Consider the following 20,119-nt stretch of genomic DNA (forward strand, 5'->3'; position numbering starts at 1 on the left):
GTGGGCAGCTAGGAGCCTGCCGTTACTCGGCAGTGCCATGACCAGACTCCCCCTCAGCCGGCAGATGCATCGTCATCTGCCGGTTTTTCATGGGCGAATGACGCCTACGTCGCTGACGATAGCATCCAGGGGCACGTCCCATGAGGCAGTGGGCAGTTCCCTGACTTGCTGAACCGCATGTGCCACGCCGATCAGGCGTGGGCGTGGCCCGGGCCGCCGGGTGAACGCAAAGCTGCGGTCATAGAAACCGCCTCCCATGCCTATGCGACGGCCTTGGTCATCGAACCCTACCAAGGGTAGCAAGACTAGATCCAACGCCCATGCCGGCAGGCGCCGGGCACGATGCGCCGCGTGACGGGTGTCGGGTTCGGAGATGCCGAAACGGTTGCGAACCATCGGTGTCGAGGCTTGATAGCGCACGAACCACAAGCGGTTATGAGTCAGCGGCTGCAGCACCGGTAGATAAACCTTTGCACCGCGCTGGCGCAACCAGGCGATCAGTGGCGTCGCATCGATTTCCCCGTCGTTGGGCAGGTAGAGGGCGATGCGGCTTGCGCGACGAACGTCGGGCAACTGTCGCAACCGACGACACAAGCGGTGCGATGCCTGGCGTTGATGGGTCGGTCCAAGCTGGCGCCGGCGCTGGCGCAGAGCACGGCGTAGTGCCCGGCGTTGGGCTGCTTCGGGCATGTCCGCCCATTCGGCGGGAATGTCGAAAGGAATGGAATCAGGCATGACTCGTCGCGGTAGGTAAAGAGTTCCCCAGAGTGCCGCTGTCGTTCTGGCCCTTGAACCCATTGGTTCAAGGTGGGTGGCCGCAGACGAACCGTCAGGCTTTCCGTCGCACGGACATGCACACGGGCCCGTCTAGCATTTGGCCCCCTGGGTACTGCGCATAGGCTCGAGGGACGATAACGACTGGCGCACACTCCAGGGAACAGAGACATCGTAACAGAGCGGGCCCGCTGGCCAAAGCGCTGATTGTCAGCGCGACGGGGCATTGGTCAGGGCCTGCTCGAGGCGCTCGCTCAAGCGTGCCAGGGTAGCTTCGCACTCCTTGCGCTCTTCCAGGGTTCGCAGCAGTTCATGGGTAATGTTGAGCGCCGCCATGATGGCGATCTTCTCGGCGCCCAATACCTTGCCGCGGGCATGAATACCGTGCATGGCGCGGTCAAGGTAATGCGCGGCACGATTGAGTTGCTCCTGCTCTTCCGGGGGGCAAGCGATGACATAGCCTTGCCCCAGCAGCATGATTTCAGTGGTCGTCGGTCGTGAGTCGTCGGTCATGACGGGCTCCTGGCGGGCCAAGGGGCATCCTCCGCTTGACCCCTTGCGTTGAGCGAGACGTTGCACGAGTGGTCGACGCTCGCCGACGACTCGCCCAACGCCTAGAATGTCGGGGTATCGAACCACTATACGAGGGCCGTTCACGAGCGGTCAACGCACCCGGTACCCGCGGCATCGCGTCGTAGGGAGCAGGTCGCGTCAGGTGCGACTGTCCGCCGGGCACCCCATCGAACCCACGGAAAGCAGCATGTCATTGATCAACGAACGTTTCGATTTTTCCACCATCGCCGATGCCTTCCTGGTGCATGGCAGCCTGCAATCCCCGGCTTTTCTCGACGGCCGTCTCGCCGCCGAGCTTGCCCTCCGGGATATCAGCGCCGAGGCCTGGCTGGAAGAAGTGTGCGCTGCGCTGGGCGTCGAACAGCCCCGCGATCCTGCCAGTGCCGAGGTACTGCTCGGCTGGAGGCGCCAGACGCTGGAGGCGCTGGGAGCGGCCGAGCTCAACTATGAACCGTTGCTGCCTGACGAGCTGTTCTCTCTGCCCGAACGTGCGAGAGGCTTGCAGGAGTGGACCCAGGGCTTTCTCGAGGTGCTGACGGAAGTCGGAGACGACATCCGTCAGGCTTGGTCGGCCAACCTGCGCGAGGCGCTGGAGGACCTTGACGCCGTGGCGTCGATCGACGTCGACCTCGACGAGAGCAGCGACAACGAAAACGACTTGTTCGCCTTGACCGAGCACGCGCGGATGGCCGCCATGCTGCTTTATACCGAGCAGCATCCCGGCAAGCCCCAGGTCGAACAGCCACAAGAGTAAGGAGCCCCGATGTCTCGTGACATCCTGCCACGTCCCGCGGCGATCGCGCTGGACGAGTATCGTGCGCGACGCCAAGCGTTGATGGCCACTCTTCCGCCCGACAGTGCCGTGCTGTTGCCCTCGGCATCGCTGGTGACTCGCTCTCGCGATAGCGACCACCCTTTCCGCCAGGATAGCGATTTCCACTACCTGACCGGGTTTCCCGAGCCGGACGCCCTGCTTTTGCTGCTGCCTGGGCGCGAGGCCGGCGAGACGGTCCTGTTCTGCCAGGACAAGGACCCGGCCATGGAGGCCTGGACGGGTATCCGGTTGGGCGCAACCGGTGCCGTGGAGCAATACGGTTTCGACGAAGCTTTCGAAAATGTCCAGCGCGACGAGCGACTGGCCGGATTGCTGGACGGACGTGAGTCGCTGTATTTGCCCATCGATGACGAGGAGACCCTAACGCTGGCCAAGCGCGTGCGCAGTGAGCTGATGGCCAAGCGGCGCCAAGGTGCCGTAGCGCCCTCTCGTTTCGCCGACGTCAGCGGCCTCGTTCACGAGCAGCGCCTGATCAAGAGCGAGACCGAACTGGCCTTGATGCGCCATGCCTGCGAGATTTCAGCGCGTGCCCACCGTCGCGCCATGCAGACCGTACACCCTGGCCTCCGCGAGTATCACCTGCAGGCCGAGCTGGAGCATGAATTCCTCTGGCACGGTGCCAGTGGTCCAGCCTATGCCAGTATCGTCGGCAGCGGTGCCAATGCCTGTGTGCTGCACTACATCGAAAATCGCGATGTCATGCGCGATGGCGAATTGGTATTGATCGACGCTGGCGCCGAGTTCGATCTCTATGCCGGTGATATCACCCGGACGTTTCCGGTCAATGGCCGCTTCAGCGCTGCCCAGAGCGCGCTCTACGAGGTGGTCCTGGCCGCTCAGGAGCGTGCCGTGGCCGCTGTCGCCCCCGGAGCCACCCTGGTTGAAATCCATGACGGCGTGGTGCGTGATCTGACTCGCGGATTGATCGAGTTGGGATTGCTGGAAGGCGAGCTGGAAAACTGCATCGCCGAAGAGCGCTATCGCCGCTTCTACTTGCATTCCACATCCCATTGGTTGGGACTGGATGTACATGATGTGGGCAACTACCGCCTTAAAGGCGAGCCCCGACGCCTGGCGCCGGGGATGGTAGTGACCGTGGAGCCGGGACTGTATATCCCCGATGAGGAGGACATTCCCGAGTCGCTTCGCGGTATCGGCATCCGTATAGAGGACGATGTCGCCGTTACCGTGGATGGGCACGACGTGCTGTCGCAGGGGGTGCCCAAGCAAGTTGAAGATATCGAGGCGCTGATGCGCAGAAATAACCTACTGCCGATGTGAACCAACACTCATTACGTAAAATACGTAATGAGTGTTGCATAGTGTAGCCAGGTCCCGGAACCCAGGGCCATGAATCACAAGGAAAGACAAGAGATGCAGTCACGACGGGTGGATATCGCGATCATCGGTGGTGGGCTGGTTGGGGCTAGCCTCGGGGTCGCCCTGGCACCAGCGGCCGCGCGCCACGGTCTTGAAGTGGCGGTGATCGAGGCGGCGCCACTGTCCGTCGAGCCCGCTTCCGTCGACTATCAACCCAGCTTCGATGCGCGGGCTAGTGCCATTGCTCAGGGCTCACGGCAACACTTCGAGCACCTGGGCGTATGGTCGGCCATAGCCCGGGAAGCGGAACCGATCCGTCGCATCCACGTCAGTGAGCGTGGGCGTCTCGGCGTCACACGCTTGTCCGCCGACGAGTTGCATGTCGAGGCTCTGGGCTATGTGATCCCCAATGCCTGGATGGGGCGCGTATTGCACGAACGGCTCTCTGCCCTGCCCTTGCACTGGCACTGTCCCGCCAAGGTGGAAGACATTGCCGCCATGCCTGGCGGATACCACTTGCAGCTTTCCGACGGCAACCGGCTGGAGGCGGGGCTGACGGTGCTGGCTGATGGTGGACGCTCGGGGCTCAAGGAACGTCTGGGAATCGCCAGCCGTGAGGCGTCCTATTCCCAAGTGGCGCTGATCGCCAACCTGGAAGTCAGTCGGCCACACCGTGGTATGGCTTACGAGCGCTTCACCGACGAGGGGCCCATTGCCCTGCTGCCGTTGACCGGCAATCGAATGGCGCTGATCTGGACCCACCACGCCGGTGAAGAACGGGCTCGATTGGCGCTCGATGATGGCGACTTCCTGGACGAGTTGCAGCGTGCCTTTGGTGACCGCGCGGGGCGTTTTCGACGCGTCGGTGAGCGGCACGCTTACCCATTATCGCTGATCACGGCCGAAGAGCAGGTGCGTCCGGGACTGGCGGTATTGGGCAACGCCGCTCATGCCTTGCACCCGGTGGCCGGACAGGGCTTCAATCTGGCGCTACGTGGGGTCATGGACCTGGTCGCGGCGCTCGAAGCTGGGCTACCGAACGGCCAGTCGCCGGGTGACATGGCTGTGCTCGGCGACTTCGAGCGCCGCCGTGAGGGCGATCGGCACAACGTGATCCGCTTCAGCGATGGCCTGATTCGGTTGTTTGGTATCGACCATCCGCTGTTGTCGCATGCCCGGGCCGCGGGGCTGGTCGGGCTCAATCTGGTTGGACCACTGCGACGTACCTTGGCTCGGCGCGCCATGGGCATGGAACGCTAGGAATCCTCGGCGGCTGTGCCGCCGAGGCCTTGTTACGTAATGGAGCAGTGACGTGAGTTACGGGTTAGCCTTGGCAGATTCGGCATTCGCTGCCATGGTGTGCTCTTGAGTTGCCTGTCGCCCCGGTTTTCCAGGGAGTATGGCGTCCAGCACCAGTGCGGCGACGGCGGCAGGCACGAGGCCGGACTTGAGCAGCAGGCCAAGCTGGCCGGGCATGGTGTTTGCAATCTCGTCGACCGCCGGTAGGCCGATGCCCAGGCTCAGCGATACGGCGATGATCAGCATGGCGCGCTGGTCGAGTTCGCACTCCTTGATGATCTTCACCCCCGCCGAGGCGATCATGCCGAACATCACTATCCCGGCGCCGCCGAGCACCGCATGTGGCATGGCTGCCACCAGCCCTCCCAACTTGGGGAACAATCCCATGGCGATCAACAGCAGGCCGCCGATGGTCACCACATGACGACTGACCACACCGGTCAGGGTGACCAAACCGACGTTCTGCGCATAGGCTGTGTTGGGCAGAGTGTTGAAGAGCGCGGCGAAAGACGTCGCTAGGCCGTCGGCCATTACGCCGCCCGAGAGTTCCTTGTCCTTGGCGTGACGCCCTGCTCCGCCCATGGTGATAGCCGAGATGTTGCCGATGGTCTCGAGACCGACCACGAACATGATCAATGCCATGCCGAGAATGGCGGTGAAGGAGAATTCCATGCCGTAGGCGAACGGCCGAGGGAGGGCGAACCAAGTCGAGTCGGTCACCAAGTCGAAGTCGACCATGCCCAGCGCGATGGCCACCAGATAGCCGCTGACCAGGCCGACTAGAACCGAGGCGGCCTTGAGGAAGCCGCGTCCGAACTGGTGAGCTGTGATAGTCACCGTCAGTACGAACAGTGCCAGGCCAAGGTTGGTCGGCGAGGCGAAGTCGTCGCTGCCGACGCCACCGGCGGCATACTTGAGGCCCACCGGCATCAGGGTGATGCCGATCAGCAATACCACGATGCCGGTGACCACTGGCGAAAACCAGTGGCGTATCCTCTTCAGGCAAGCGCCGAGCAGAATCTGAAGCAAGCCGGCGACCAAGGAGGCGCCGAGCACCGCTGGCAGCCCAAAGGCCTTGGCCAACGGCAGAGCCACTGGCAAGAAGCCGAAACTGGTGCCCTGCACGATCGGCAGGCGCGCCCCGAAGGGCCCCATGCCCATGGTTTGGACCAGCGTCGATACGCCCGCCACGAACAGGGCAACCTGGATCAGGAAGATCTGTTCGCCGGTGGTGGCGCCGATCACCCCGGCGATGATGATCGGGGGAGTCACGTTGCCGGCGAACATCGCCATGATGTGCTGCAGACCCAAGGGCACGGCCTTGCCCAGGGGCGGCATGGCATCGGGGTCTTGGTTGATGGTACGGGACGGTCTTGCCGTCGGTGTGGGCTCGGACATGTAACTACCTCGCGCGTTATTTTTGTATACAGAAATATTTGTTTTTGATGACACGTGATCTTTTCATTGTGTACATAAGCTAGTCTCTGATGGAAAGCATTTCCATGAAAACCCTCCTGATAACGGGTATCAGGATTCGCTGATAACAGTGGTCAATGGGGCCAGGGAACGCCCCGACGTGCGACAATGAGGCACGATGAGAAGCCAGTCGGAAAGGCGGAGGAGACGGCATGCAGGCCGAGGTGATCGTAGTGGGGGGCGGCATGGTAGGGGCGACGCTGGCCGCCCTGCTGGGCGAAGCGGGGGTGGCGGTACAGGTGCTGGATGCCCGGCCCCGAGCCGTGGGCCACGCTGCTGGGCAGGGACGACCGGCGCTGCGCGTCAGTGCCGTGACCGAGGTGTCGCGCCGGCTGTTCGCGCACTTGACGGTCTGGCCGGCGATGGTGGCCAGGCGTGTCACTCCCTATACCGGGATGCTGGTGTGGGATGGCCAGGGCAACGGTGAAATTCGTTTTGCCGCCGAACAGGCCGGGGTGCCGACGCTTGGTCATATCGTCGAGAACGACGTTATCCTGGCCGCTTTGGAAACGCGGTTGTCCGAGCTGCCTACGGTGGAGCAGGTATTCGATGCCCGAGTCGCCGAGTTGCATGGCACGGGCGACGGCCAGCGACTGACGCTCGAGGATGGTCGCACTCTTTCGGCGCCGTTGGTGGTGGCGGCGGACGGTGCCAATTCCCGGCTGCGCGAGTTGGCCGGCATCGAGGCCGCACCACGTGACACTGGACACCAGGCAGTGGTGACCACGGTTCGTGTGGGGCATTCCCACGCCGGCGTGGCGCGCCAAGTGTTTCTGCCCAGCGGTCCGCTGGCATTCCTGCCTTTGACGGTCGACGGAGAGGATCGCTACTGCTCGATCGTATGGTCGACCTCTCCTCATGAGGCCGAGCGCCTCACGAGGCTGTCTGCAGAGGGACTGGCCGCGGAGCTGGAAGCGGCTTTCGAAGGCCGGCTAGGGAGCGTAGAGGTCATCGACAAGGCGGTCGATTTCCCGCTTGCCCAGCGCCATGCTGCACGCTATGTGGCGCCAGGGCTGGCACTGATCGGCGACGCAGCGCACAGCATTCATCCGCTGGCGGGGCAAGGGGTCAATCTGGGACTGATGGATGCCGCGGTTCTGGCTGAGGAGTTGGTGAGTGCTCGCTCACGTGGTGGTTGCCAGGGTGACATGCGGGTTCTGTCGCGTTATGCCCGGCGTCGGCGTGGCGACAACGCCGCCATGCTGGCATTGATGGACGGTTTTCGCTTGCTGTTCGGCGTGCGCCACCCGGCATGGCAACTGGCGCGCAATCTGGGGCTGTCCGGCGTCGATCGGTTGACGCCGCTCAAACGGTTGATGATACGCCAGGCAATCGGCGAGCGGGGGCGGTTGCCCGCCTCCTGCCGCTGAAACGTGATCCACGCTCGGCTTGCGGTATTATTTTACAGATGGCTCGAGCGTGGGGCGTGGCGTAGCGCTGTCAGCGTTTGCCCAGGACATTCAGCGCCTTCAACAGATTGAGTGCCTCGCCGAGCTGGTAATCCTCGCGCAGCCGCTGCGAGACCTCGCTGCGCGTGCGGGTCTCACCATTGCCGATCAGGTGGCCTTCCAGGTCGGACTCGCGCAGCTGGATGCCGCTGCTCTCGGCAATTTCGAGGCGCCCTCGCACCACTTCAACGTCGGGTTCGATGCCTTGGGCCTGGATCGAGCGGCCGTTGGGCGTGTAGTACAACGCTGTGGTCAACTTGAGCCCATCGCCATTGCCCAATGGCATGACCTGTTGTACCGATCCCTTGCCGAAGCTGTCGGTGCCCATCACCACGGCGCGCTGCTGGTCCTGCAGGGCGCCGGCGACGATTTCCGCCGCCGAGGCGCTGCCACTGTTGATCAGTACCACCATGGGGACGTCCGGAGCCACAGTGTCGGCACTCGCGGAGAAGCGCATGTCGCTGTCGGGCAGGCGCCCTTCGGTATACACGATCAGGCCCTCGTCAAGGAAGGCATCGGCCACGTCCACGGCCGCTTGCAGCACGCCGCCGGGGTTGTTGCGCAGATCGAGCACCAGGCCATTGAGTGGCTCATCGCGTTGCAGGCGGGAAATGGCATTGCGAACCTGCTCGCCAGTGCGGCTCTGGAACTGGCTGACGCGCAGGTAGCCGTAGCGCGGCTCGAGCAGCTCGCTCCTGACGCTCTCGGTGCGAATGATCTCACGTGTCAGGGTGATCGTACGGGGAGCCGACTCGCCACTGCGCAGAATGGTGATTTCCACTTTGCTGCCTGGCTCTCCGCGCATCAGCGTGACCGCCTCCTGAAGCGACAGGCGATCGGTGGCCGTGCCGTCGACACGCAGGATGACATCCCGCGATTGCAGGCCAGCACGTGCCGCCGGGGTGTCATCGATGGGCGAGATCACCGTGAGCTGGCCATCCTCCATGCCGACTTCGATGCCGATACCGCCGAACTGCCCCTCGGTGGATTCCCGCAGACTGTCGAACTCTTCCTGGCCGAGGTAGGTCGAGTGAGGGTCGAGTTCGCCCAGCATGCCGCGCATGGCGTTGCGCAGCAGCGTGCTGTCGTCGACTTCCTCGACATAGGCGCGCTTGATACGCTCGAATACCTCGACGAAGGTCTGAATGTCTTCCACCGGCAGTTCATTGGCGGATGAAGGGCTCTGTGATGGCAGTTCCCCTTCGGGTTGAGCCTGAACGGGCAGCGCCAAAAGCGCCAACGGCAGAAGTCGGATCAGAAAATGCTTGATTACGGTGACGGGCATGCGGACTCCGGTCGGCAAAGCGCGGTGTTGAGGGTCCCAGCATAGCCGCTGGGTTGGGCGATAATCCATAGTCTGCCGAATTATGACCTCGCAGGCTCAGCGTCGTGCGATCCAGCGTTGCGGATCGATGGGGTCGCCATCGCGACGGACCTCGAAATACAGCGCCGGCGTGTCGCGTCCTCCGCTGATGCCCACCGCGGCGATCGTCTCTCCCTTTGCCACGGCCGCGCCAACACTCACCGCGAAGTGCTGCAGGTGGGCGTGCAGGGTCATGATGCCGTCGCCGTGATCGATGATCAGCAGGTTGCCGAAACCGCGCATCCAATCGGCGAACACCACGCGGCCGTCGTGCACGGCCTTGACCGGGCTGCCCTCTGCGGCATCGATCACCATGCCGTTGCGATTGACTCCTGAACCACGACCGAAGGTCGAGCTCACGCGACCTTGTACCGGCCAGGGAAGCTCGCCTTGGGTACGTTCGATGGCAGTGGAGGGTGGTGGCCGCTCGAGGCGGGCCAGTTCTTCACGCACCTGGCGCAGGATGCGCTCGGCATGTGCGCGATCCTGGTTGAGATCCTCCAGGCGTGCCTGTTCGCTGACATAGCGGGACTCCAGGTCGGCGACCAAGGCCTGTCGTTCGGCCATCCGCTCGGCCAGCTCACGGCTGCGGCGTTGCAGTTCCTCGGCCAGGGCAGCCAGGCGCTCGGCACGTTCGTCGAGAGCCGTGCGATTGGCAGCCAGGCGTTCGTCGAGCCGGGCAAGCTCGTCCAGACGCGCATTGCGTGCCCGCGAGAGGTGGTTGAGGTAGGTCTGCAGGCGATCCAGACGGGAGGGATCGTCCTGGTTGAGCAGCAGCTTGAGCTGTGGAGTCAAGCCCAGGCGATAGAGAGCGTCGAGCTGGACCTTGATCGCCTCGATCTGGTCACGACGCTCCTCCTCCAGCGACTTGCGGACCTGCTCCAACTCGTGGACCTCGTCGTCGAGCCGCCGCCGTTCGGCTTGCAGTTCGTCAAGCCGCTGGTGTGTGTCGGCCAGCGAGGTTTCTACCTCGCGCAGGGCTTCCTGGGCATCGTCGCGGGCATCACGGGTCACGCTCAAGCGCTTCGACAACGCCTCGATATCGCTGCCGATGGCATCGAGGCGTGCACGAGCCTCGCGCTCGCTCGGCTGGGCCGCCAGGGGCGGCGCCGCGAGCACTAGCATGCCCAACGCTACCCCCAGCCACAGCCGTCTATTCAAGGATGCTCTCCGGGCGCCTGCTCACGAGTAGTCGATCAGTACCTGCCCGGTCATTTCCTGCGGTATCGTTTCGCTCATCATGGTCAACAGGGTCGGCGCGATGTCGCACAGGCGCCCGTCATCGCGCAACTTGGCCGCGCGCTTGCTGACATAGATCAGCGGCACCTCACAGGTCGTATGCGCCGTCTGGGGAGCGCCGGTGTCGGGGTTGACCATCTGCTCGGCGTTGCCGTGGTCGGCGGTGATCAGGCATTCGCCGCCGGCACGCTCGATGGCCTCCACCACTCGGCCGACACACTCGTCGACGGTCTCGATGGCCTTGACTGCGGCATCGAACTTGCCGGTGTGGCCGACCATGTCGCCATTGGCGTAGTTGCATACGATCAAGTCGTACTTGCCGGAATCGATCGCCGCTACCAGCTTGTCGGTGACCTCGTAGGCGCTCATCTCGGGCTTCTCGTCGTAGGTCTTGACGTCCTGGGGCGAGGGAATCAGTTCGCGAGTCTCGCCGTCGAACTCCGTCTCGCGACCGCCCGAGAAGAAAAAGGTCACGTGGGCGTATTTCTCGGTCTCGGCAATGCGCAACTGGGTCTTGCCGCGCTTTTCCATGACTTCGCCGATCGTATTGTGCAGGTCCTCGGGTGGGAAGGCGGCGGGTGCCGGGATGTCGGCGGCGTACTGGGTCAGCATCACCAGCCCGTCAACGGCCAGTCGGGGGCGTGCCTGGCGCGCGAAGCCGGAGAAATCGTCCTCGACGAAGGCGCGAGTCAGCTCGCGAGCACGGTCGGCGCGGAAGTTCATGAAGATGGCGGCATCGCCGTCCTCCATGGTCACCGGTTGGCTGTCGGGGCGCACGCTGGTCGCGGCAACGAACTCGTCGGTTTCGTCGCGTTCGTAGGCGGCGGCAAGTCCGGCCACGGCGTCACCGGCCACATGCTCACCCTCGCCCTGGGTGACCAGGCGGTAGGCTTTTTCCACGCGATCCCAGCGGTTATCGCGGTCCATGGCGTAGTAGCGCCCGATCAACGAGGCAACGAAGCCGTTGCCCTCACCGACCAGTTCGGCGAGCTTGGCATTGGCGCGTTCGATCGAGGCTTGGGCGCTCTTGGGCGCGGTGTCGCGACCGTCGAGGAAGCCGTGCACATAGATACGCTTGGCCCCTCGCTGGGCTGCTAGCTCAGCCATGGCCAGGATGTGGTCCTCATGACTGTGCACGCCACCGGGTGACAGCAGCCCCAGCAGATGTACAGCCTTGCTCGCAGCCACGGCAGCATCGATGGGCGCGGTCAGCACCTCGTTGGTGGCCAGTTCGCCATCCTCGACTGCCTTGGTGATACGGGTGAAATCCTGGTAGACGACGCGACCGGCGCCGAGGTTCATGTGGCCGACCTCGGAGTTACCCATCTGGCCGTCGGGCAGGCCGACATACTTGCCGTCGGTATGGATCAGACTACTGGGAAAGTCGCGGGTCAGCCGGTCCATCACCGGAGTGTTGGCGGCGGCGATGGCGTTGGACTCGGTGTCTTCGTTATGGCCGTAGCCATCGAGAATGATCAACGCCACCGGGCGGGGGGCGGTGCTTTGGGCATCGGACATGCTGCTTGGCCTCATGGTTAAGCATCGACAGGACCCGGCACCCAGAGAAAAATGGCCACCGGGGTCGCGACTCACGGCTCCTTGCGGCATCATATCGCACAGCAGCACCGGGCGTCAGCCGGGGGGCCGATCGGATGCGGCCCGAGTGCTCGTGCATCGTGTATACTATGCGCCGCCCGACGCAACCGTTGCCAGGACAGAGCCCAAAGGGTGACCCGCGCGGTTGACCCCATGTGGAGTTTTCCAACGAGAGTTATCCGGACCCATGATCGATCAGTTGCTCGAATTCGTAATGAACCACCCGTTGCTGGTGGGGGCTTTCCTGTTGGTGCTGGCCGCTTGGATCGCCTATGAAGTGATAGGCAGTAGCCGCAGTGGCGTGACCTCTAGTGAGGCCACCCAATTGATCAATCGCGAAGACGCTGTCGTCGTCGATATTCGTGACGCGGGCGACTTCAAGGCTGGGCACATTGCCGGAGCCCGGAACATCCCCCAGAGTCGTCTCGACACTCGCCTGAACGAGCTGGAAAAGCTCAAGGACAAGCCGCTGATCGTGGTCTGCAAGCATGGCCAGGCCTCGGGCATCGCCCTGGGCAAGCTCACCAAGGCCGGTTTCGAGCGCGTGTTCAAACTCAAGGGCGGCATGACCCAATGGCAGGCGGACGGCTTGCCGCTGGTCAAGAAATGATCGCCCCCGACACTCATTCCATTCACGACTTCAAGGATCTACAACATGGCGGAAGACAATAACCAAGGCGCAGGCGGCACGCAGGGAGCGGCATCGGACCAGCAGAAACCGCAACTGCAGTTTTCCCTGCAGCGCATCTACGTCAAGGACATCTCCTTCGAGTCGCCTAATTCGCCCCAGGTATTTCAACAGCCGTTCAAGCCCAAGGTCGGCCTCGACCTGAACACCACCAGCAGCCAGGTTGGTGACGGACTCTACGAAGTGGTGGTCAAGGTCACCGCCCAGGTGTCGCATAGCGAGACCGGCAATACCTCCTTCCTGGTCGAGATTGAGCAGGCGGGAATGTTCCGCATCGCCGGTATCGAAGGCGAGCAACTAGAGCACACCCTGGGCGCCTTCTGCCCCAACGTGCTGTTCCCCTATGCCCGCGAATGCATCGACAACCTGGTCAACCGGGGTGGTTTCCCGCCGCTGATGCTGGCGCCGGTCAACTTCGAGGCGATGTACGCCCAGAAGAAGCGCGAGGCGGAGGGCGCCGATACCACCCAGTAAGCAAGGCACAAAGCACCGATGAGTGCCCCGCGTATCCATGTCGCCGCCGACTTCGCCGTTGGCGGCGACCTCGTTCTACCCGAAGGCGCGGCACGCCACGTCGCCTTGGTGCTGCGCCTGCGCGAGGGCGCCGAACTGACCCTGTTCGACGGTCGCGGTCAGGAAGCCCGGGCCGTTCTGGTCGAAGCTGGCCGCAAGCGCGTGGTGGTTCGCGTTGACGCGACCGAGCCCGGGATGGCCGAGTCGCCATTGGCGGTGCACCTCGGTCAGGCGGTCTCCAAGGGTGATCGCATGGACTATGCCATCCAGAAGTCCGTCGAGTTGGGCGTCGCCGACATCACTCCCCTGTATACCGAACATGGTGATGTACGCCTCAAGGGTGAGCGCGAAGCGAAGAAGCATGCCCACTGGCAGGCGGTCGCGGCCAGTGCCTGCGAACAGTGCGGTCGTGCCAGCGTGCCGACCATCCATCCTCCCCAGCTTCTCCTTGATTGGCTCGCCGGCCGTGACGAGCCCCTGCGCCTGGTGTTGCATCCCGCCACCGAAGGCGGTCTCGACCGACACGCCTCGCCCTCCGCCGCCGCTCTGCTGATCGGTCCTGAAGGAGGCTTCTCCGCTCGGGAAGTCGAAGCCGCGCATGCGGCGGGCTTTTCTCGTCTATCCCTCGGTCCGCGCATCCTGCGCACCGAAACCGCTCCCGTGGTGGCTTTGACTCTGCTGCAGTATCACTTCGGCGACCTGAGCCGGCGCTGATGCTCACCATCTTCGAAATGGTCTTGTCGCTCAAGGCCGGGACAGGAACGTCTCCCGCCCCGGCCCTGTGTGGCTTCATGGCATTCACATTGCCTCAAGGAACTCCTTCCACGGCGTCGCAAGCAGCGTTTCCGTGCTGCCGTGGCCATACGAACGAATGATCATGGCCGCCCGCTCCACTTCCTTGGGATCATTGCTTTCCACTACATCGATGACGTCGAACTGTCCCAGCGTGGCGTAGCTGTCCTTCCAATCGACACCTGGGCAACGCTCCTTGATCTTTTCCTTAACGGTCTTCGCGATCGTTTTCAATTCGGCGGGGTCCGACACCGCCGTCGGTTCCAGGCGGGTGAGAATCAGGTACGTGGCCATAGTGGGTACCTCCCATTTCCCCGGTTCATGCGTATGAAGAGCCTTAACCTTGTCGGATCAGGACGGGATCAGCCTCCGTGCCCGCTAGGGAAACACTGGCCAAATGCCTGCGCGAGTGAATCGCTGCGTTGCGCGGTGCCGAAGCGTCGGACCGGCGGATCCTCACATATACCCCATATGCTCCGGTTCCTGTGCTCCGTGCGCCTTGCGCTTCATCTCGCTCGTCGATTTGTTCAGCATTTCCCTGGTGATGCTTGTCCATGGAACAAGCATAGATGCTCCATCGGGCAGTGGGTTTGAGCCCTGTCGGGTTTCGTGCGGTATCCTCGAGTCGAGATGGTCCATCTGGACGAAGGGCCGATCATCGAGCAGGATGTGCAGCCTGCCGACGATGCGGCTAAGGCCGTGAAACTCCACCTCGAATACTGGGTTCAGCTTAATGACGACCGCACCATCCTCTTCTGACAAGCCACGCATCCTCGATGGCAAGCGGACAGCGATAGCCCTCGTCGACGAGGTGCGCGAGACCGTCGAACGCGAAGGGCTTACTCCGGGGCTGGCGGTAGTGCTGGTTGGCGACGATCCGGCAAGCGCCGTCTATGTGCGCAACAAGGGGCGGCGTGCCGAGGCGTGCGGCTTCCTCTCGCGCCAGTACGATCTTCCGGCCACGACCACCCAAGCGGAACTTCTGGAATTGATCGAATCGCTCAATGCCGATGCCGACATTCACGGCATCCTCGTGCAGTTGCCATTGCCGGCGCAGATCGATGCCGACCGCGTGATTCAGGCCATCGCGCCCAACAAGGACGTCGATGGCTTCCACTACATCAACGTGGGCCGTCTGGCCACCGGCGCCATCGATGCCGCACTACTGCCCTGCACGCCCAAGGGTGCCATGCACTTGATCGAACAGGTGTTGGGGCCCGATCTCAGCGGCCAGCGAGCAGTGGTCATCGGCCGCTCCAATATCGTCGGCAAGCCGATGGCCAGCCTGCTGCTGGCGCGCAACGCCACCGTGACCGTGATACACAGCCGTACGCCGTCGCCGGCGGAGATCTGTCGCCAGGCTGACATCGTGGTCGCGGCGGTGGGCGTGCCCGGATTGGTGACCGCGGAATGGGTCAAACCGGGCGCGGTGGTAATCGACGTCGGCATCAACCGCGTCGAGGGCGAAGACGGCAAGGCGCGGCTGGTGGGGGACGTCGATTTCGAAGCCGTCGCACCGCTGGCGTCGGCCATCACCCCGGTACCGGGCGGGGTCGGTCCGATGACCATCGCCATGCTGATGCATAACACCCTTCAGGCGGCGAGACGTCAGTCAGCATCCTCCTCCTGATCGCAACGCCTACCGGTGAGATGGGCTATGGGCCTATCGGGTCGCAGGACGACTATCTGGGGCTGACTTGAGGCTTTGCCCGTGACGACTTCACGGTCGCATAATGGGCCGACATCTTCGCAGGAAACCACCATGTCCCGGTCATTCAAGGATCACCCCACTGCTTCACGTCCTCGCGCCCCGTCTTCTGCTGGCAGTCGAGACGGTGCCGATCGCTTACCCCCGGCGCGTTATGGCGAAGTGGCCTACCTCCAGGTGGTGACGGTCAACGATACCGGCGCCTTCCTCGACTGGGGGCAGCCCAAGGATCTGTTGCTGCCCTATGGTGAGCAGCGCTTTCGGCCCGAGCCCGGCAAACGAGTGCTGGTAATGATCTACGAGGACGATCGCGGCCGACCGGTGGCATCGCAGCGACTCGACCGTTTCATCACGGACGAAGCTTACGGCCTGGCACTGGGAGACAAGGTCGAGCTGATGATCGCCGAGCGCACCGACCTCGGGGTCAAGGCGGTGGTCGACCACCGTTTCTGGGGGCTGCTCTATCACGATGACCTGCCCCAGACGCCGCGCCGTGGCCAGCGGTTGACCGGTTATGTGAAGCGCGTGCGTGACGATGGTCGTCTGGACCTGTCGCTGCTGCCGCCGGGAGCGGCACGGCTCGACTCGGTTGGCGACAAGGTGCTCGAGACGCTGCGTAGTAACCACGGTTATCTGGCGCTCTGCGACAAGAGCCCGGCCGACGAGATCAAGGCCCGCCTGGGGGTGAGCAAAAGCGCCTTCAAGCAGGCCATCGGTCGGCTCTACAAGAAGCGTTTGATTGTCATCGAGGACGAGGGCATTCGGTTGCTTGCGGAGGGAGATGACTGAGCGTCCGCCTTGGTCTTCTCCTTCGCCCTGCGGCATACTGCGTTCATCAATGCCTCTTTCGTGGAAGCTCCGGATCCAATGAGCAAGCTGATGAGCGAACGTGCCCTCCGGGTCGGCGTGGTGATGGATACCATCGCCGGCATCGCCTACAAGAAGGACACCACCATGGCCATGCTATGGGCCGCCCAGGCCCGTGGCTGGTCGCTGTACTACATGGAGCAGGAGGACCTGTTCCTACAGAACGGTCGCGCCTGGAGCCGGATGTGCGAACTCGAGGCGTTTCGCGACCCCGAGCGTTGGTATGCCTTGGGCGAACCACAGAGCCGGCCGTTGGCCGAGCTCGACGTGATCCTGATGCGCAAGGACCCTCCGGTGGATAGCCACTTTCTCAACGCCGTGCATCTGCTGGGTTTCGCCGAGCGCGAGGGCGTGCTGGTGGTCAACCCCACCCGGGCGCTGCTGGAATGCAACGAGAAGCTCTTTGCCCAGCAGTTCCCCCAGTGCAGCGCGCCGACCCTGGTGTCGTGCAACGAGAAAGTGCTGCGCGCCTTTCACGCCGAGCACGGCGATGTGATCTACAAGCCCCTGGACGGCATGGGCGGCAGCGGCATCTTCCACGTGGGCCCCGACGGGCGCAACCTGGGCGCGGTCATCGAGACCCTCACCGAGCGCGGGCAGCGCCAGATCATGGCCCAGCGCTATCTCCCCGAGATCCGCGACGGCGACACCCGCATCCTGCTGATCGAGGGCGAGCCGGTACCCTATGGTCTGGCACGCGTGCCGATGGCCGGCGAGACGCGCGGCAACCTGGCCGCTGGCGGACGTGGCGTCAGCCGTGAGCTGACCGAACGCGATCACTGGCTGATCGAGCAGGTCAAGCCGTTGATCCAGGAGAAGGGCCTGATGTTCGTTGGCCTCGACGTGATCGGCGACTACATTACCGAGATCAATGTCACCAGCCCCACCTGCGTGCGCGAGATCGACGACCAGCGGGGCACCGATATCGCCGGCCTGCTGATGGACGCCATCGCGCGGCGTGTGTCGGCCTAGAAGCGGGGTGTCGCCATGGTGTTGACGGTCACCCAGCCCCATCGGCAGTGGTTTGCCTGGGTGGCATCGTTGCTGCTGCATCTGGCCCTGTTCGGGGCGGTGGCGAGCTGGTCGCTGGCACCTGAGACACCAGAACGGCGCTCCAGCCTCGACGTGATACTGGTAACACAGCCGTCGGTCGCGCCGCAGGCCGCCGAAACCGTCGCCGAGGCAAACCAACGGGCCAGTGGCGACACGACCGACGAAACGTCCGCCGAGCGTGCGGCAAGACTCGAGACATCGGAGGTCACGGCACCCCCTGAGGCCGCTGAGCAGGTGGCCAAGGTTGAGCCGCCGGCAGCCGAATCGGCGCAGCCGGTTCCAGACGAGGCACCAAGTGCGCTTGAGTCGAGAGAGGAGTCGCCCTCGCCGCCAACGACCCAAGGTAACGGGGCGACATCTGCGGCGTCTTCCATGCGTGGGCGCGATCTGCTGGCGCAGGCTACCTCGAGTGTGCGAGAGCAGGGGTTCGATGCCAGCCGGGCGGGAGGGCTGGAGGGAGGAGCCGACAGTGCCGCTCGTCAGGCCGCCGAAGCGCGCTATATCGACGACTGGACGCGGCGGGTCGAGGATTACGGCAATCGCTTTCATCCAGCACCGTCCCATCTCGACGGCCAGTTACGGATTCGCGTCGTGATTGGCCGGAAGGGTCAGCTACTTCAGGCCGAAGTGGTACAATCGTCAGGACATACCGAACTCGATCAGGCAGCACTAAACACCGTGCATGGTGCAGCGCCCTACCGGCCCTTCGATCGCGGTATGGCCGGTGTGGACAGCCTGACCATCACACGTGTCTGGCGCTTCGGCAAAGGCAACAATTTCGGCGTGCAATAGGGTGCAGTTCGACCCTGCCGCCCAGGGAGGCCCATGCAAAGCTTGAAAAACCATTTTCTGCTGGCGATGCCTCATCTCGAGGATTCCCATTTTGCCGGTAGCCTGAGCTATCTGTGCGACCATGACGATAACGGCACGATGGGCGTGATCGTCAACCGGCCGCTCGACCTGACGCTGGATGCCTTGTTCGACCAGCTCGATCTTGGGGGCGACGACAGCCCACACCGTGATGCGCCGGTCTACTATGGCGGCCCAGTGCACAAGGATCGTGGCTTCATCTTGCATCGCGGCAGCAGCGAATCCTGGGACTCGAGCATACAGGTGGCCGACGATATTGCCCTGACCACATCCATGGACATGCTAAAGGCGCTCGCCGCCGGCCAGGGACCGAAGGAGTTCCTGGTTTGTCTGGGGTGTGCCGGCTGGGAGGCCGGTCAGCTCGAACACGAGCTCAAGGAGAACTCGTGGCTGACGGTGGAGGGGCGTGCCGACATCCTCTTCGAGGTACCGCCCGAGCAGCGCTTGAATGCTGCCGCCGGCATCCTGGGGATCGATCTCAATCTGATGAGTCGCGACGCAGGTCATTCTTGATGGCAACACCAGGCCAACGCCTCATTCTGGCTTTCGACTTCGGCGTGCGGCGCATCGGTGTGGCGGTGGGCAATGAGATGCTCGGCAATGCCTCGGTACTTGAGCCGTTGCCGGCACGCGACGGCATTCCCGACTGGGATGCGGTAACGCGTCTGGTCGATGAATGGCGGCCCGATCTGTTCGTGGTCGGCTTGCCGTTGAACATGGACGGCAGCGAATCCGAGATGAGCATCCGCGCGCGCAAGTTCGGCAAGCGCTTGTACGGTCGCTATGGCAAGCCATGCGAGATGGTCGACGAGCGAGGTTCGACCCGCGAGGCCAAGGCCATCGCCCGGGAGCGTGGTCATCGCGGCAACTACCGCGACGAGGGAGTGGATGGGTTGGCCGCGCAGTTGATTCTGGAGAGCTTTTTCGCAATCCGGGAAGGGTTGCCGCACCGCGCATGAGGGCGCCGGGCGGCATACCGGCTAGTTCACCCCGGGGCGATCATGCAGTGCTTGCAGGACTGTCAGCGTACTTGCGACCGAAGTCCCCCACTGTGATGCAGGTGTACTTCTCGATGAAGAAGGCCAGTGTCGAGAGGCATGAGAAATGCTCTTCGAAGCGTTCCTCGGTTTCTCCCCGCGCCCTGACCACGCTGGCGCGATATCGCTCTCCCACCTTCGACACATTGACGGTGGCCTGCCTGTCCTGATCCTGTTTTTCCATGACGAGTTCCGGCTGTTGGGACAGCAGCTCGCCCAGCAGCCGACCGCCTTCGATCTCCTCGGGCGTGGCCCAGAGGTCCTGATCACGATCACCGTATTGGTGCAGGATGAAGATCATCAGCGCGGAGAACATGGCGCTGATCAGCATCCAGGTAATGTCGACGAGGGACAGCGAAGCCGTGAGCGTCGCCACCAGCTGCAGGACGGCGCCGGTGCCCAGCAGATAGGCGAGTGGCCGCCATAGGCGCGGATTGAGAAAACCCTTGTCGAGGATGTAACCCCATAGTCCGATCACCGCCAGGGCGCCAACCGCCACCTGCACCAGCGCCATCGGGGAGCCAGCCCCGATCAGTAGCGCAACGATGCCCAGCAGGACAAGCAGGCTGTAGAAAGCCCCCAGCAGGAAATAAGCTCGATTCATGTTCATTGACGCAACGCCCCCTGACTGATTAGTGGTCGATTCGACGGTGGATCAGGAATCGGTG

General features: G+C 63.4%; 22 protein-coding genes and 1 other RNA gene. 14 read left to right on the forward strand and 9 right to left on the reverse strand.

The features are described from left to right. Positions 1-87 precede the first annotated feature (87 nt). The 3 genes from IE093_RS04510 to IE093_RS04520 all read right to left on the reverse strand — a co-directional run bounded on the left by IE093_RS04510 (position 88) and on the right by IE093_RS04520 (position 1,287). Positions 88-690: a 5-formyltetrahydrofolate cyclo-ligase gene (locus IE093_RS04510; protein WP_229803266.1), complete on the reverse strand. Its 603-nt coding sequence runs from the start codon at positions 688-690 to the stop codon at positions 88-90. Between the two features lie 65 nt (positions 691-755). Next, a non-coding RNA gene (gene ssrS / locus IE093_RS04515) (6S RNA) lies at positions 756-940 on the reverse strand. Positions 941-984: 44 nt separating this feature from the next. Next, the gene (locus IE093_RS04520; RefSeq protein ID WP_189466630.1) at positions 985-1,287 is read right to left on the reverse strand and encodes a cell division protein ZapA; all 303 of its coding nucleotides are present in this window, start codon (positions 1,285-1,287) and stop codon (positions 985-987) included. Between the two features lie 247 nt (positions 1,288-1,534). Between IE093_RS04520 and IE093_RS04525 the strand changes: the two genes are divergently transcribed. The 3 genes from IE093_RS04525 (at position 1,535) to ubiH (ending at position 4,762) form a co-directional block, all read left to right on the forward strand. Next, the gene (locus IE093_RS04525; protein WP_189466632.1) at positions 1,535-2,101 is read left to right on the forward strand and encodes a UPF0149 family protein; all 567 of its coding nucleotides are present in this window, start codon (positions 1,535-1,537) and stop codon (positions 2,099-2,101) included. Between the two features lie 9 nt (positions 2,102-2,110). Continuing rightward, the gene (pepP, locus tag IE093_RS04530) at positions 2,111-3,463 is read left to right on the forward strand and encodes a Xaa-Pro aminopeptidase (RefSeq protein ID WP_189466634.1); all 1,353 of its coding nucleotides are present in this window, start codon (positions 2,111-2,113) and stop codon (positions 3,461-3,463) included. A 93-nt stretch (positions 3,464-3,556) separates the two neighbouring features. Beyond that, entirely contained in the window at positions 3,557-4,762 is a 1,206-nt protein-coding gene (gene ubiH, locus IE093_RS04535) for a 2-octaprenyl-6-methoxyphenyl hydroxylase (protein ID WP_189466636.1), read from the forward strand. A gap of 57 nt (positions 4,763-4,819) precedes the next feature. Here the strand turns inward: ubiH and IE093_RS04540 are convergent, their stop codons facing one another. Further along, positions 4,820-6,199 (reverse strand): uracil-xanthine permease family protein, encoded by a 1,380-nt coding sequence (locus tag IE093_RS04540; RefSeq protein WP_189466637.1) that lies wholly within the window; start codon positions 6,197-6,199, stop codon positions 4,820-4,822. A gap of 230 nt (positions 6,200-6,429) precedes the next feature. Here IE093_RS04540 and IE093_RS04545 point away from each other — a divergent pair, with 230 nt between their 5' ends. Beyond that, positions 6,430-7,647 carry a UbiH/UbiF/VisC/COQ6 family ubiquinone biosynthesis hydroxylase gene (locus IE093_RS04545; RefSeq protein ID WP_189466638.1) on the forward strand — a complete coding sequence of 406 codons (1,218 nt, stop codon included), beginning with the start codon at positions 6,430-6,432 and terminating at the stop codon, positions 7,645-7,647. A 70-nt stretch (positions 7,648-7,717) separates the two neighbouring features. On the opposite strand, the gene IE093_RS04550 is transcribed toward IE093_RS04545, so the two are convergent. From IE093_RS04550 to gpmI, 3 genes are all read right to left on the reverse strand, one after another. Next, positions 7,718-9,010 carry a S41 family peptidase gene (locus tag IE093_RS04550; protein WP_189466639.1) on the reverse strand — a complete coding sequence of 431 codons (1,293 nt, stop codon included), beginning with the start codon at positions 9,008-9,010 and terminating at the stop codon, positions 7,718-7,720. Positions 9,011-9,106: 96 nt separating this feature from the next. Beyond that, complete coding sequence (locus IE093_RS04555; protein WP_189466995.1) at positions 9,107-10,213, reverse strand: murein hydrolase activator EnvC family protein; 1,107 nt, start codon at positions 10,211-10,213, stop codon at positions 9,107-9,109. A gap of 57 nt (positions 10,214-10,270) precedes the next feature. Further along, positions 10,271-11,845 (reverse strand): 2,3-bisphosphoglycerate-independent phosphoglycerate mutase, encoded by a 1,575-nt coding sequence (gpmI, locus tag IE093_RS04560; protein ID WP_189466640.1) that lies wholly within the window; start codon positions 11,843-11,845, stop codon positions 10,271-10,273. 265 nt (positions 11,846-12,110) lie between these two features. On the opposite strand from gpmI, the gene IE093_RS04565 reads away from it, so the two are divergent. The 3 genes from IE093_RS04565 to IE093_RS04575 are packed head-to-tail and all read left to right on the forward strand — an operon-like array spanning position 12,111 to position 13,838. Beyond that, the gene (locus tag IE093_RS04565; RefSeq protein WP_189466641.1) at positions 12,111-12,533 is read left to right on the forward strand and encodes a rhodanese-like domain-containing protein; all 423 of its coding nucleotides are present in this window, start codon (positions 12,111-12,113) and stop codon (positions 12,531-12,533) included. 45 nt (positions 12,534-12,578) lie between these two features. After that, positions 12,579-13,085 (forward strand): protein-export chaperone SecB, encoded by a 507-nt coding sequence (gene secB, locus IE093_RS04570; RefSeq protein WP_189466642.1) that lies wholly within the window; start codon positions 12,579-12,581, stop codon positions 13,083-13,085. Positions 13,086-13,103: 18 nt separating this feature from the next. Further along, positions 13,104-13,838, forward strand: coding sequence for a 16S rRNA (uracil(1498)-N(3))-methyltransferase (locus IE093_RS04575; protein ID WP_189466644.1), 735 nt, complete (start codon positions 13,104-13,106; stop codon positions 13,836-13,838). Positions 13,839-13,922: 84 nt separating this feature from the next. Here IE093_RS04575 and IE093_RS04580 read toward each other — a convergent pair whose 3' ends face one another. Further along, complete coding sequence (locus tag IE093_RS04580) at positions 13,923-14,210, reverse strand: GYD domain-containing protein (protein WP_189466646.1); 288 nt, start codon at positions 14,208-14,210, stop codon at positions 13,923-13,925. 336 nt (positions 14,211-14,546) lie between these two features. Here IE093_RS04580 and IE093_RS22620 point away from each other — a divergent pair, with 336 nt between their 5' ends. The 7 genes from IE093_RS22620 (at position 14,547) to ruvX (ending at position 19,373) form a co-directional block, all read left to right on the forward strand. Next, positions 14,547-14,675, forward strand: coding sequence for a hypothetical protein (locus tag IE093_RS22620; RefSeq protein ID WP_268247385.1), 129 nt, complete (start codon positions 14,547-14,549; stop codon positions 14,673-14,675). Beyond that, on the forward strand, positions 14,650-15,546 hold the full coding sequence (gene folD / locus IE093_RS04585; RefSeq protein WP_189466648.1) for a bifunctional methylenetetrahydrofolate dehydrogenase/methenyltetrahydrofolate cyclohydrolase FolD: 897 nt from the start codon (positions 14,650-14,652) through the stop codon (positions 15,544-15,546). Before IE093_RS22620 ends, folD begins: the two co-directional genes overlap by 26 nt. Before the next feature lie 132 nt (positions 15,547-15,678). Beyond that, the gene (locus IE093_RS04590; RefSeq protein ID WP_189466650.1) at positions 15,679-16,413 is read left to right on the forward strand and encodes a CvfB family protein; all 735 of its coding nucleotides are present in this window, start codon (positions 15,679-15,681) and stop codon (positions 16,411-16,413) included. 90 nt (positions 16,414-16,503) lie between these two features. After that, on the forward strand, positions 16,504-17,463 hold the full coding sequence (gene gshB, locus IE093_RS04595; RefSeq protein WP_189466652.1) for a glutathione synthase: 960 nt from the start codon (positions 16,504-16,506) through the stop codon (positions 17,461-17,463). Positions 17,464-17,478: 15 nt separating this feature from the next. Continuing rightward, positions 17,479-18,336: an energy transducer TonB gene (locus tag IE093_RS04600; protein ID WP_189466654.1), complete on the forward strand. Its 858-nt coding sequence runs from the start codon at positions 17,479-17,481 to the stop codon at positions 18,334-18,336. 33 nt (positions 18,337-18,369) lie between these two features. Continuing rightward, positions 18,370-18,927: a YqgE/AlgH family protein gene (locus IE093_RS04605; protein ID WP_189466656.1), complete on the forward strand. Its 558-nt coding sequence runs from the start codon at positions 18,370-18,372 to the stop codon at positions 18,925-18,927. Then, positions 18,927-19,373, forward strand: a complete 447-nt coding sequence (gene ruvX / locus IE093_RS04610; protein WP_189466658.1) for a Holliday junction resolvase RuvX — start codon at positions 18,927-18,929, stop codon at positions 19,371-19,373. Before IE093_RS04605 ends, ruvX begins: the two co-directional genes overlap by 1 nt. 40 nt (positions 19,374-19,413) lie before the next feature. On the opposite strand, the gene IE093_RS04615 is transcribed toward ruvX, so the two are convergent. Further along, positions 19,414-20,061 carry a hypothetical protein gene (locus tag IE093_RS04615; protein WP_189466660.1) on the reverse strand — a complete coding sequence of 216 codons (648 nt, stop codon included), beginning with the start codon at positions 20,059-20,061 and terminating at the stop codon, positions 19,414-19,416. Between the last annotated feature and the right edge of the window lie 58 nt (positions 20,062-20,119).

This window comes from Litchfieldella qijiaojingensis, from assembly GCF_014651875.1.
In the GTDB taxonomy this organism is placed as follows: domain Bacteria; phylum Pseudomonadota; class Gammaproteobacteria; order Pseudomonadales; family Halomonadaceae; genus Litchfieldella; species Litchfieldella qijiaojingensis.